Below are 12,491 nucleotides of genomic sequence, written 5' to 3'. Positions count from 1 at the left end.
CATCCAGAGCGTCCGAACCGGGAGGCTCCCGCCGCGCCGATCAGAGTCGCCACGGTCGACGTGGGCCGGCCCACCCGTCGCCGGCACCACGTGACCAGGTCAGAACTTCGGAGCGTCCGGCGCCTCGAGCAGACCGAGTCGTAGCGCCGTCATCAGCGCCTGGGCCCGGTTCGCCGCGCCGAGCTTCTCGTACAACTTCGAAATGTGCGTCTTCGCCGTCGACTCGCTGACGAACAACTGCTTGGCGATCCCGGCCACGCTCATCCCATCGGCGAGCAGGCGCAGCACCTGGCCCTCCCGGGGGGACAGTTGCGGTCCGGACGGCGCGAGCCGGCGTTTCATCGCCTCGGCCAGGTCAGCCGCGGTGAATGCGCTCGGCGACGAGGCCGCGTGCCGGGCCGCCGCGACCACCTCGTCCGCCGGTGCGGTCTTCGGCACGAACGCGCTGGCCCCGGCCTCGAGCGCGCCGAACAGTTGATCGTCTCCGGCGTACATGGTCAACACCACGATGCCCATCGTGGAGCTGGACTTACGCAGCGCCCGGGTCGCTTCAAGGCCGCTGCCGTCCGGCAGCCGCAGGTCCATGATCACAACATCTGGTTGCAGGGCGCCCGCCTGGCGTACACCCTCGGCCGCCGTCGCGGCCTCACCGACGACCTCGAACTGGCGGTCGCGCTCGAAAGCGTGCCGCAGGCCCTTCCGGATGAGGTCGTGATCATCGACAAGCAGGACCTTGGTCCGGGTGGTCGGTGTGGGGCTGGTGGTCATGCTGTGGCTACTCCCCTTCTGGTGCTGTCACGCTATCGCGCACGCTATCGCGCCGGGGCGAGGTTCCGAGCACCACTGCCACGGTCGTTCCGCTCGGGTGTCGTGGCCTGATCTCCAACCGGCCCCGGATACGTTCCGCTCTCTCTGCCATGATCGCAAGACCGTACCGCCCGTCCGGACGCTGGTCGGCGATCCCCTGACCGTCATCCGACACTTCTATTTGCGCGTACGGCGGGTCAATGTCGCACGTGACCCACAGATTCGCGGCACCGGCATGCTTGCGCGCATTGGTAATCGCCTCCTGTGCGATGCGCAGCAGTTCCGCCTCGGTGGCCGCCGGCAGCCGGGCCCCGGACTCGTCCAGCGACAGGTGCACCCGCAACCGGCCGGACGATCCGACGGTACGGGCGTACTCGGCGATCGCGGCCGCCAGCCCGCCGTGCCGGTCCACCTCACTGCGCAGCTCGAACAGGCTCAGCCGCAGCTCGGTGATCACCCGGGTGACCTCGCCGCGCAGCGTCCGCAGGTCCTCGGCGGTCTCGTCACTGCCCTCCGGCAGGGTGGCCAGGGCGTTGTCGATGCCGTACCCGACCATTACCAACTCCTGGGCCACCCCGTCGTGGATCTCCCGGGCCAGCCGTTGCCGTTCCTCGTTGGTGGCCAGCGACCGAACCTCGTCGAACAGCAGCGCGGCCTCCAGCCGCAGCGCTGCCGGGCGGGTCAACGCGGTGATCCGGGCAACCACCGGCGGTGGGTAGGCGTTGGCGCTGTCCGTCTCCAGAATCACCAGACCGACCGTGCGCACCCCGGCGACCAGCGGCACCACCAGCGCCGACACGTCACCGCCGGGGTGCGACCGGGCCTGGGACCGGGCCGCGGTCTGCGGCAGTTGGCTGGCCCAGGCGTCGGCAATGGCCGAATCCGCGTCCAGGGTCGTCTCCCAGTCGACCCGGTCCAGACCGGCCTGGGCGAGCACCACCAGCCGCCCCCCACCGCTGCCGGAGAGCACTGCGGTGCGACCGGTCGGCGCCACCGCGCGCAGCTCCTCGATCAGATGCTCCGAGATGCTGCCCGGGTCGAGCGTGGCACCGGGCAGCTGCCGCGCGACGCTGCGCAGCTGGGTGAGCAGCCGGGTGGCCTCCGCGTACGGGGCGGGCTTGCTCTCCCCACGGGCCTGCATCACCTGCTGCAGTGTGCCGGCGGCCAGGATGCCGAGGCTGGCCAGGATCAGCCACTGGGTGCAGACCGCGACGTAGCCGAGCTGGGCCAGCTGCGGTCGGCCGTCGATCGTGGTGAACAACCCGCTGAGGGCCAGGGTGAGCGCGGTGACGCCGAGCAGCGCGGTCGCCTCGCGGGTCCGCCGTTGCAGCACCGCCACCGTCAACGGCACCGACAGGTACGGCAGCATCGCCGACGCGCCCAGCCCGGCGCCGATGGAGCCGCGCACGTTGGCGGCGGCGGCGACCTCGCTCGTGGCCAGGCCGACGATGACGACCTCGGCGAGGCGGCCGAGCAGGGCGATGACCGGGTGACGGGGGACGAGCACCGCTGGGGCGCCGGCGACCGCCAGCAGCGCCACCCAGCGCAGTTCGCCGAGGTCCCGGGTGGTGATCAGGGTCAGCACCGCGACGAGCGCGAGCATGACCAGGCGCGCCACCGCGGCGAGTGGATGCGGACGGGGCGCGTCGGATGTCGGTGCGGACACGTGACGGATGGTAGTCAGCCCCCGTAGATTTCGGCGATCTCGGCTTCGTAGTTGGCGTGCACCACCGCCCGTTTCACCTTCAGCGACGGGGTCAACTCGCCGCTCGCCTCAGTGAAGTCGCGGGCCAGCACCCGGAACCGCCGGATTGATTCGGCGGCCGAGACGGCGCCGTTCGCCTCGTCCACGGCCTGCTGGAGTTCGGCCAGCAGCGTCGGATCGTCGCGCAGCTCGGCGACTGTGCGACCGGCCGGGTGACCGTTGCGGTCCAGCCAGCCCGGCCAGGCGTCCTCGTCGACGGTGAGCAGCGCGGCGATGAACGGCCGTCGGTCGCCGACCACCACGCACTGGCTGACCAGCGGGTGGGCGCGCAACTGGTCCTCCAGCACGGCGGGTGCGACGTTCTTGCCGCCGGCGGTGACGATCAGCTCCTTCTTGCGACCGGTGATGGTCAGGAATCCGTCGTCGTCGAGCTGGCCGAGGTCGCCACTGCGGAACCAGCCGTCGTCGGTGAGCACCTCATCGGTCTGCTGCCGGTTGTTCCAGTAGCCCTGGAACACCAGGTCGCCGCTGATCAGCACCTCGCCGTCGTCGGCGATCCGGACGCTGACGCCGGGCAGCGGCCGACCGACGGTGCCGATCCGGATCGCGTGTTGCAGGTTGACCGACACCGCCGGGGACGTCTCGGTCAGCCCGTACCCCTCGTAGACGGTCACCCCGACGCCGCGGAAGAAGTGCGCCAACCGGGCGCCCAGCGGGGCACCGCCGGAGATCGCGGTGCGGCACCGGCCGCCGAGCGCGGCCCGCAGCTTCCGGTAGACCAGCCGGTCGAACACCGCGTGCCGGGCGCGTAGCCCGAGCCCCGGCCCACCGGGGGTGTCCAGCGCCTCGCTGTAGGCGACGGCCACCTGGTCGGCCCGGTCGAAGATGGCGCCCTTGCCGCCGTCGTAGGCACGCTGCCGGGCCGCGTTGTAGACCTTCTCGAAGACCCGGGGTACGGACAACACGAACGTCGGGCGGACGCTGGCCAGGTCGTCGACCAGGTTCTTCGGGTCGGCCGCGTGGGTCATCGTGGCCCGGGCGTGCACCGCGCCGATCTGGATCAGCCGGGCGAATGAGTGCGCCAGCGGCAGGAACAACAGGGTCGACGCGCCCTCGTGGAACAGGTTCGGCAGACCGGGGATCGCGTTGGCGATGTCGGCGTACATGTTCCGGTGGCTGAGCACACAGCCCTTCGGCCGTCCGGTGGTTCCACTGGTGTAGATGATCGTAGCGATGTCGTTCGAGGTCAGTTGCTGGCGGCGGTGCTGCACCTGGGCGGGGTCGACGGTCCCGCCCCGGGCCAGGATCTCGTCGAGACCGCCGGTCTCCAACTGCCACACCTCGCGTAGCGCGGGCAGCCGGTCGCGGACCGAGGCCAGGGTGATCGCGTGCCCGTTGGTCTCCAGCACGCAGGCGACCGCCCCGGAGTCGGCCAGGATCCAGCTGACCTGTTCGGCGCTGGACGTCTCGTACACCGGCACGGTCACCGCGCCGATCGACCAGATCGCGTAGTCGAGCAGCGTCCACTCGTACCGCGTCCGGCTCATCAGACCGACCCGGTCGCCGGCGTTGATTCCCGCGCCGATCAGGCCGCAGGCGACCGCCACCACCTCGTCGCGGAACTCCCGGCAGGTCACCTCCTGCAGCCCGTCCGGTCCGGGCCGGGTGAACTGGACCGCGTCCGGTGCGGTCTCGGCGTTGTCCCAGACCGGATCGGTCAGGTTGGCGGCATCACCGACCGTGACGACCGGTGGTACGGAGAACTCGCGCACCTGCACTCCTTGTGCTCGCGGGCTGAGGCGGACCGGACCGGCGGTGCACGTCCGGCTACCCGCAACCTACCGGGCGACCGATGACCTGCGCGGTCAGCCCGCTGCCGGCGGCGGCCGGACGGTTGTCGGCCACTGGCTTGATCTTGGCCCGGCACCGGGTAGCCTGCCCCACATGGCGGAGTCCTCCACCAAGTCGATCGTCGTCGCCGCGCCCGCGTCCCGGGTGACGGCGGTGATTTGCGACTTCGTGCGCTACCCCGAGTGGACCGAGGCGCTGGACCGGGTCGAGGTGCGCCAGGAGTACGAGGATGGATACGCCCGTGAGGTCCGCTTCGTGCTTGACGCCGGAGTGCTCGCAGACGAGTACACGTTGATCTACGAGTACTCCGAGGACCTGTCCCGGATCGAGTGGCGGCTGGCTGAGCCGTCCCGGATGCAGCGCCGGCAGGACGGCGCGTACGACATCGAGGACAACGGGGACGGAACCACCACGGTGACCTACACGCTGGAGGTGGAGCTCTCCGTCGGGATGCTCGGGATGTTCCGTCGCAAGGCCGAAAAAATGATCATGGATGCCGCCCTGACACAGCTCAAGCACCGAGTGGAACAGCTCGGTGCGACGGAGACAGGCTAGGGGGCGGGCCGACGGTGGGAACAGATCCTCGCTCCGCGCGGGCGGAAGCGGAACGGTTGGTGGCGACCGCGTTGGCGATGGCGCAGCTGGCGGCGCGCGGCCAGCGGCTCGGTGCTGGCGCCGCCGGCGGCCTCGGCCTGCTGCGTGACCTGCTGGGCGGCACCGGGCCGGTCGCCACCGGCGACCCGGCCTGCTGCGTCTGCCCGGTCTGCCGGGCCATCACGGCACTGCGTGACCCCAGCCCCGAGCTGGCCGACCGGCTGGCCGCCGGTGCCGGGGACTTCGCCGCCGGAGTCGCCAGCCTGCTGCGTGCCCTGGCCCCCGACCGTCCGGCCGACTCCGCCGGGCAATCGGATCGTCCGGCTGACCCCGCCGCGCCGCCGGAGCCGGCGGCCGGTTCGCCGGCTGCGGATCCCGCCGGCCCGCCGCCGAATCGGTACGATCCGCCGACCGGCCGGATGACCTCGGACGACGAGGTCTGGCGCCAGGCCACCTGGACCATGGATGATTCGGACTCAGCGGGTGATCGGGACGTCTGGTCGGCCGCGACGAACGCCCCCGTCGACGTCGCCGGGACAGGCGCACCACCAGCCCAGGGCCGCTCCGGCGGTCCGGCGGTGACCGCCCCGGCGACACCCGGCGCGGATGCCGCCGGGGCGGAGCCGGACCAATCGGGTGCCACCCGGCCGGACCACGGCCGGCCGGGACCTGATCCGGCCTGATCCGGCACCGTCCGGCCGGACGACTGCCCCGGCGGTGGACAGCCGCCGGACCTGACCCGGTGCGGACACCGGCGCGCGAAGAGCACAGCAGAGGGGAGCGGCAGCGGTGACGCTGACCATCGGAGTCGACATCGGTGGCACCAAGGTCGCCGGCGGGGTCGTCGATCCGGACGGAAAGGTCCTGGCCCGGACCCGGCACGAGACGCCGGCCGACGACGTGGCCAAGACCCGAGACGTGATCATCGAGGTGGTGCTCGAGCTGGCGGCGAACCACCCGGTCGGGGCGGTCGGTATCGGGGCCGCCGGATGGATCGATGCACGTCGATCAACCGTGCTGTTCGCCCCGAACCTCGCCTGGCGGGACGAACCGCTGCGGGACTACGTGAGCGCGGCGGTCGACCTGCCGGTGATCGTCGAGAACGACGCCAACGTCGCGGCCTGGGCAGAGTTTCGGCACGGCGCCGGCCGGGACGCCGCCGACTCGATGGTCATGTTCACCGTGGGCACCGGCATCGGCGGCGGCATCGTGTACGGCGGCGAACTCGTCCGCGGTGCGCACGGCATCGCCGCGGAACTCGGCCACATGCTGGCGGTCCCGGACGGACATCAGTGCGGCTGCGGCCGGCAGGGCTGCATCGAGCAGTACGCCAGCGGCAACGCCCTGGTCCGGTTCGCCCGTGCCGGCGCCCGGCAGGAACCGGACCGGGCGACCAAACTGCTCGCCCTGGCCGGCGGCGACGCCGAGGCGGTCACCGGGCCGATGGTCACCACCGCGGCCCGGTCCGGTGACCCGGTCTCCTGCGAGGCGTTCGCGCAGATCGGGCGTTGGCTCGGCATCGGCTTGGCCGACCTGGCGCAGATTCTCGACCCCGAGGTGATGGTGATCGGCGGCGGCGTGGTCGACGCGGGTGAGCTGCTGCTCGGCCCCGCTCAACGGGCGTACACCGACGCGCTGGCCCAGCGGGTCCGCATTCCGGTGGCCGAGGTGCGGCCGGCCGAACTGGGCAACGCCGCCGGTGTGGTCGGTGCGGCCGACCTCGCCCGGCGAATCTGAGCCCATCGGGCCGAGGAGGAGACTGTGACGGCTGACCAGACGACCGCGCCGCAGCGGCCCGGTGTGCGGCTGCGGGTGCTCACGTACAACATCCACGGCCAGCGTGACGACCGGGCCGCGCTGGCCGAGGTGGTCCGCCAGATCGCACCGGATGTGGCGATCCTGCAGGAGGCACCGCGTCGGTGGCGGTGGCGGACCAGGTCCGCCGCGCTGGCGAACGCGTTCGACATGGTCGTCGGATCCGGTGGGCCACCGCCGTTGGGCAACCTGGTGCTGACCACGCTGCGGGTACGGGTGGAAGGCAGCTGGTCGGTCCGGTTCCCACTGACGCCCGGCCGGCACCTTCGCGGCGCGGTGTTCGCCCGCTGCGCGGTCGGCCCGGCCCGCTTCGTGGTGGTCGGATCGCATCTGTCCACTGATCCGACGGAGCGGCCGGCGCAGGCCCGGCTGCTGCGCCAGGCCTGCGCCGACGTCGACGGGCCGGTGATCCTCGGCCTGGACGTCAACGACCGGCCGGCGGAGCCCGACGACCCGTCGGGCGACACCGGTGCGGCGTGGCGGTTGGCCGCCGCCGGGTTCACCGACGCCGCTGCCGCCGCCGGGGCGGGCCGGGCCGGCACGTTCCCGGGCCGCGACCCGCGCCGCCGGATCGACGCGATCTTCGTCGATCCGCGCATCGAGGTGGCCGGCTGCCAGGTGGTGGACACCCCGGCGGCGCGGCGGGCAAGTGACCATCTCCCGGTCGTTGCCGATCTGGTGCTCACCGAACCGGCACCGGGACTGGACAAGCGGGGCGGCTAGCCGGCACGATTTCGCAGCCGTACGAAGGAGATTGCCGGTGTCTACTTCCGCTGACTACGACAGCCCCGCCACCGGTGACGACCGGTGGCGGGACGACCGCCCGATCTCCGAACAGGGTGAGAACGTCTGCGTCATCGGTGCCGGGGCGAGCGGGCTGTGCGCGGTCAAGAACCTGCGCGAACAGGGGTTCGGGGTCGACTGTTACGAACGGGAGACGGGCGTCGGCGGTGCCTGGAACTGGCGCCACGACCGCAGTCCGGTCTACGCCAGCACCCACCTGATCTCGTCGAAGCCGTTCAGCCAGTACCCCGACTTCCCGCTGCCGGACAGCTGGCCCGACTACCCGCACCACAGCCAGCTGCTGGCCTATCTGGAACGCTACGCCGACCATTTCGATCTGCGCCGGCACATCTGGTTCGGCACCGAGGTGGTACGGGTCGAACCGGTGCCGGGGGACCGGTGGGACGTGACGACCCGCAGCGCCGGCGGCAACGGTGCCCAACGCACCCAGCGCTACGCCGCCGTGGTCGTCGCCAACGGACACAACTGGGCACCCCGGCTCCCCGACTACGAAGGATTGTCCGATTTCACCGGGCAGGTGATCCACGCGTCGGCCTACCACGACGCCACCCAGCTGCGCGGGCGGCGGGTACTGGTGGTGGGCGGCGGCAACACCGGCTGCGACATCGCCGTCGAGGCCGGGCAACAGGCGGCCCGCTGCTGGCACTCCACCCGTCGCGGCTACTGGTACACCCCGAAGTACCTGTTCGGCCGGCCGAGTGACCAGGTCAACGCGGGGCTGCTCGCCCGGCGTCTGCCGCGCTGGCTGCGCCAGGGAGTTCTCCACCGGCTGCTCCGGTTGGTCGTCGGTGACCAGACCCGGTTCGGGCTACCGGCTCCGGAGCATCGGGTGTTCGACGCCCATCCGGTGGTCAACAGCCAACTCGTCCTGCACATCGGGCACGGTACGGTCCGCCCGGTGCCCGACGTGGCCAGGTTCCGCCGGCACACCGTGGAGCTCACCGACGGCACCGAGGTGGATCCCGACCTCGTCGTGCTCGCCACCGGTTACCAGCCCCAGTTCGACTTTCTCGATCCGCGGGTGCTCGGCGTCGACGCGGACGGTCGGCCCCGCCTGCACCTGCACGCCTTCGCCCCGGGACACCCGACGCTGTCGGTGGTCGGGCTGGTGCAGGCGGAGTTCGGGGTCTTCCCGCTGGTCCACTGGCAGAGCGTGGCGGTCGCCCGGTGGCTGCGCGCCCGGTCGGCGGATCCGGCGGTCACCGCTGCCCTGGCCGGCCGGATCGAGGCCGGCGCGGGACGGCCCTGGCACGACGCCAAGGTGACCGATCCGGCCCGGCGCTGGTTCGAGGTCAGCCACGACACCTACCTGCGCGCGCTGCAGGAGACCTTGGACAGTCTGGAGGTGGCGGCCCGATGAGCCGTACCCTTGCGGCCCCCCGCATCGTCCGTACCCGGGAGTGGGCCAGACCGGTCCCGGCGGTGCGTCGCGAGGTGCTGCACGCCGACGTGTCGCGCGACGAGGGCCGACCCCCGCTGCTGTTCGTGCCCGGGTTCGGGCACGGCGCGTGGGTGTTCGCCGAGCACTGGCTGGAGCGGGCCGCCGAGCGCGGGTTCCCGGCGTACGCGGTCAGTCTGCGCGGGCACGGGGACAGCGGGACGGCGCCGCGGGCCGACCTGCGGGCGTACGTGCACGACGTGGTGCAGGCCGCAGCCGGCCTGCCCCGGCAAGCGGTGCTGATCGGGCACGGCGCCGGGGCGTTGGTGGTCGGTCACGCGTTGGCCCGCTATCCGGCGCGGGCCGCGGTGCTGGCCGCCCCCGTGCTCGGTGGCTGGTCGCTGCTCGGCGCGGCGCTGCGGCGCAATCCGTTCGGCACCCTGCCGGCCGTCTTCGGCGGGGCGTTGCGGCTGCGCGCCGGTCAACTGTTCAGCCGGGAGCTTCCGGAGGCCGTCGCGCTGTCCTACGTGGATCGTTTGGGGCGCGCGTCGGTCCGGGCCCAGTGGCAGCTGCTGGTCCGCCAGCGGGTCGAGCCGCCGGTCGGCGATCCACCGGTGCTGGTCCTCGGCAGCCCCGACGACCGCGTGGTGCCGGCTGCGGTGTTGGACCGCGCGGCCCGGCGGTACGGAGGCGCTCCGTTGCTGTTCCCAGGGATGGGTCACGATCTGATGCTCGACGCCCGCTGGACGGAGCCGGTCGACGCGATCCTCGACTGGCTGGACAAGGGCGCCGGCTGACCAGCGACGGTAGACCGGTGGGGTCAGGCGGTGAGCCGGGCGGCCAGGGAACCGGTGCGGTCCAGCGCGGTGAGGTAGCCGTGTACCCAGGCTCGGATGTCGTGGGTGCGCAGATGCTCGCGCATGGAGCGCATCCGGTCCGCCACGTCGGTCGGTGATGCCTCCAGCGCGTGCATCAGCGTCAATTTAAGTCCGTCGAGATCGTGCGGGTTGACCAGGTACGCCTGCTGGAACTCGGCGGCGGCACCGGCGAACTCGCTGAGCAGCAGCGCACCGTCGTCGTCGACCCGGGCGGCGACGTACTCCTTGGCGACCAGGTTCATCCCGTCCCGCAGCGGGGTGACCGCCATGATGTCGGCGACCCGGTACAGCGCAGCCAGGTCGGCCCGGCTGAACGACTGATTGAGGTAGTGGATCGCTGGTTCGCCGACCCGGCCGAACTCGCCGTTGATCCGTCCGACCTCGCGTTCCACCCGGTCGCGCAGGATGCGGTACTGCTCGACCCGTTCCCGACTGGGCACCGCCACCTGAACCATCACCGTGTCGCGGACCTTGATGTGCCCGTCGGCGATCAGTTCGCTGTACGCCTTTAGTCGTTGCTCGATGCCCTTGGTGTAGTCCATCCGGTCCACACTGAGGATGACGTGCTGCGGGTCACCGAGGTCGGACCGCAGCTGACGGGCCCGTTCCAGCACATCCGGCCGGCCGGCGAGAGACTCCATCTCGGACATGTTGATCGACACCGGGAAGGCGCCGATGCGCACCACCCGGTCGTCGATGGCAATTCGCCGGTCGGTGGCCGGCACCTTGAGCACTTTCGTCGCCAGCTGGGCGAAGTTGTGCGCGGCCTGGGCGCGTTGGAACCCCACCAGGTCGGCGCCGAGCATGCCGAGCATCAGCTCGGCCCGGCGCGGCAGCTGCATGAACAGCTCCGGCGGCGGGAACGGAACGTGCAGGAAGAACCCGATCAGCAGGTCGGGCCGCAGCGCCCGGAGCATCCCGGGCACCAACTGCAGGTGGTAGTCCTGCACCCAGACCAGCGCACCCGGCTCGGCGGCGGCCGCCGCCGCCTCGGCGAAGCGCTGGTTCACCCGCTGGTACGCCTCCCACCACCTGCGGTGGTACGCGGGTTGCTCCACCGAGTCGTGGTACAGCGGCCAGAGCGTGGCGTTGGCGAACCCCTCGTAGTGGTCTCTGATGTCCTCCTGAGACAGAGCGACGGTGTGCATCCGTACACCGTCGATGTCGGGCAGGCTCGGTGCCGGGCCGGTACCACCGGCCCAGCCGACCCAGGTGGCCGGGGTGTGCTGCAGGATCGGGTGCAGGGCGCTGACCAGACCACCGGGGCTGCGACGCCATTCGCACGCGCCGTCGCGCGCGACGCTGTCGTCCACCGGCAGCCGGTTCGCCACCACGACGAGAGAACTCTGACGCATGAGGGGACCTCGTTTCGCTGCGGCGGTTGCCGCGCATGGCGAGTGATCACGAACTCGTGGGGGATCGGCTACGAGAATTATTCCTACTGAGACCAAGTTACGCGAGTGTTACAGAGTGACCACAGTCGTCAATGAATCCGGATTTTCGCCATCCGTTGGTCAGTTCAGACGACCGCGCCGTCGTCCAGATCGTCATCCTCGTCGTGATCCGGCCGCAGCCGCCAGATCAGCGTGACGAACCCACCGACCACGCCAGCGAAACCGAGCAGGATGGCCAGTCCACGATCCACCGGAAGCACCGTCGGGAAGACGAAGAGGATGAAGCCGGCGATGATCGCCAGTACCCCGAGGACCGCAGCCGACGACAACCGGGGCAGCGGAGGCGGTAGGGGAGGCGTGTAACCCTCCTCCGGCTCGTCGGGCAACCGGGCACCGAAGGTGTCCAGCCCATCCAGTAGGGACGGCTCGTCGTCCCGCCGTCCGACGGAGATGTTGGTGTAGCCGACCGCCCACGGCAACGGGTCCGGCGTGCCGGTGGCCGTGATCTCCGGCTCGGCGCGGCCGTGAGCATCGTCGCCGGCCCGGCTGTCGCTGTCCCGGCTGTCGCCGGCCCGATCCGCCGGGCCTCGCTCGGTGGCGTCCCGGCCGATGGCGTCCCGGCCGTCGCCCTCCCCTGCGGTCCCGTCCCGGCCCGGACCGTCGGCGAGCGGATCCCGGCCGGTCGACCGGCCCTCTGCCGGAAGGTTCTCGACCCGCGGCAGGTTCTCGGCGGCCGGCCAGGGCGCGGCGGTGGGGTCCGCCGGAGCCGGAGCGTGGTAGTTGGCGATGATGCCGGCCCAGACGGCGTCGACATCGGTGTCCCGACCGGCCGGCTGCCCCGCGTCGGCCGGAACAACCGGGTCCGACGCCGGCGACGTGGTCTGCCCGGACCCGGCCGCCGGGGACCCGGAGCGGCTGCCCGGTGCGACCGGGCCGTCCTCGGCCAACTGCACCAGGTAGCCCCGGGCGGTGTCCAGGTGCGCCCGGTCGACGAAGAGCCGGTCCACCGGCCGGGCCGGCACGGTGGTCGTGCGGGTCACCGGATTGACGTCCGACGACGGCTGCAGGTAGGCCGCGATCCCACCGGCGGCGAGCACGTCGAGCAGGTGTTCCCCGACCCGTGGGTCGACGTCGCCGGCCACGGCGTACTCGGATGCGTCGAGGCCGTTGTCCCGCCGCCCTCGACGCGCGCCACCCGCAGACACCGAATCAACTCCTCACCGGCCGCCGTCGGGCCCTGTCCGCCGGCGGACCCCCGGCCGGGG

The 12,491-nt window shown here is 71.8% G+C and carries 11 protein-coding genes; 6 read left to right on the top strand and 5 right to left on the bottom strand.

All coding sequences use genetic code 11. The features are described 5' to 3' along the window. Positions 1-99: 99 nt before the first annotated feature. From O7621_RS25385 to O7621_RS25375, 3 genes are all read right to left on the bottom strand, one after another. Positions 100-768 (bottom strand): response regulator transcription factor, encoded by a 669-nt coding sequence (locus tag O7621_RS25385; protein WP_123602728.1) that lies wholly within the window; start codon positions 766-768, stop codon positions 100-102. Positions 769-775: 7 nt separating this feature from the next. Next, entirely contained in the window at positions 776-2,416 is a 1,641-nt protein-coding gene (locus O7621_RS25380; protein WP_282234726.1) for a GAF domain-containing sensor histidine kinase, read from the bottom strand. A 71-nt stretch (positions 2,417-2,487) separates the two neighbouring features. Next, positions 2,488-4,284: an AMP-dependent synthetase/ligase gene (locus O7621_RS25375; protein ID WP_282231561.1), complete on the bottom strand. Its 1,797-nt coding sequence runs from the start codon at positions 4,282-4,284 to the stop codon at positions 2,488-2,490. Positions 4,285-4,456: 172 nt separating this feature from the next. Between O7621_RS25375 and O7621_RS25370 the strand changes: the two genes are divergently transcribed. The 6 genes from O7621_RS25370 (at position 4,457) to O7621_RS25345 (ending at position 9,751) form a co-directional block, all read left to right on the top strand. Next, positions 4,457-4,918: an SRPBCC family protein gene (locus O7621_RS25370; protein ID WP_278170342.1), complete on the top strand. Its 462-nt coding sequence runs from the start codon at positions 4,457-4,459 to the stop codon at positions 4,916-4,918. A gap of 77 nt (positions 4,919-4,995) precedes the next feature. Further along, on the top strand, positions 4,996-5,640 hold the full coding sequence (locus O7621_RS25365; protein WP_348775331.1) for a hypothetical protein: 645 nt from the start codon (positions 4,996-4,998) through the stop codon (positions 5,638-5,640). Positions 5,641-5,746: 106 nt separating this feature from the next. Beyond that, entirely contained in the window at positions 5,747-6,694 is a 948-nt protein-coding gene (locus tag O7621_RS25360; RefSeq protein WP_282231559.1) for an ROK family glucokinase, read from the top strand. A 24-nt stretch (positions 6,695-6,718) separates the two neighbouring features. Continuing rightward, positions 6,719-7,495 carry an endonuclease/exonuclease/phosphatase family protein gene (locus O7621_RS25355; protein WP_282231558.1) on the top strand — a complete coding sequence of 259 codons (777 nt, stop codon included), beginning with the start codon at positions 6,719-6,721 and terminating at the stop codon, positions 7,493-7,495. Positions 7,496-7,532: 37 nt separating this feature from the next. Next, entirely contained in the window at positions 7,533-8,936 is a 1,404-nt protein-coding gene (locus O7621_RS25350) for an NAD(P)-binding domain-containing protein (RefSeq protein ID WP_282231557.1), read from the top strand. Further along, positions 8,933-9,751, top strand: a complete 819-nt coding sequence (locus O7621_RS25345; RefSeq protein ID WP_282231556.1) for an alpha/beta fold hydrolase — start codon at positions 8,933-8,935, stop codon at positions 9,749-9,751. Before O7621_RS25350 ends, O7621_RS25345 begins: the two co-directional genes overlap by 4 nt. A gap of 23 nt (positions 9,752-9,774) precedes the next feature. Here the strand turns inward: O7621_RS25345 and O7621_RS25340 are convergent, their stop codons facing one another. Further along, positions 9,775-11,187 (bottom strand): trehalose-6-phosphate synthase, encoded by a 1,413-nt coding sequence (locus O7621_RS25340; protein ID WP_278170335.1) that lies wholly within the window; start codon positions 11,185-11,187, stop codon positions 9,775-9,777. Positions 11,188-11,351: 164 nt separating this feature from the next. Beyond that, positions 11,352-12,431 carry a DUF308 domain-containing protein gene (locus O7621_RS25335; protein ID WP_282231555.1) on the bottom strand — a complete coding sequence of 360 codons (1,080 nt, stop codon included), beginning with the start codon at positions 12,429-12,431 and terminating at the stop codon, positions 11,352-11,354. Between the last annotated feature and the right edge of the window lie 60 nt (positions 12,432-12,491).

Origin of the sequence: Solwaraspora sp. WMMD937 (assembly GCF_029581175.1) — a bacterium.
GTDB lineage: Bacteria > Actinomycetota > Actinomycetes > Mycobacteriales > Micromonosporaceae > Micromonospora_E.
Note: the sequence above shows the minus strand (reverse complement) of the source record. Positions and strands in the feature narration are given on the sequence as shown.

Coding starts and splice junctions, on each gene's coding strand:
- O7621_RS25365 (WP_348775331.1), top strand. CDS start 4,996: ATGGCGCAGCTGGCGGCGCGCGGCCAGCGGCTCGGTGCTGGCGCCGCC.
- O7621_RS25345 (WP_282231556.1), top strand. CDS start 8,933: ATGAGCCGTACCCTTGCGGCCCCCCGCATCGTCCGTACCCGGGAGTGG.
- O7621_RS25340 (WP_278170335.1), bottom strand. CDS start 11,187: ATGCGTCAGAGTTCTCTCGTCGTGGTGGCGAACCGGCTGCCGGTGGAC.
- O7621_RS25385 (WP_123602728.1), bottom strand. CDS start 768: ATGACCACCAGCCCCACACCGACCACCCGGACCAAGGTCCTGCTTGTC.
- O7621_RS25370 (WP_278170342.1), top strand. CDS start 4,457: ATGGCGGAGTCCTCCACCAAGTCGATCGTCGTCGCCGCGCCCGCGTCC.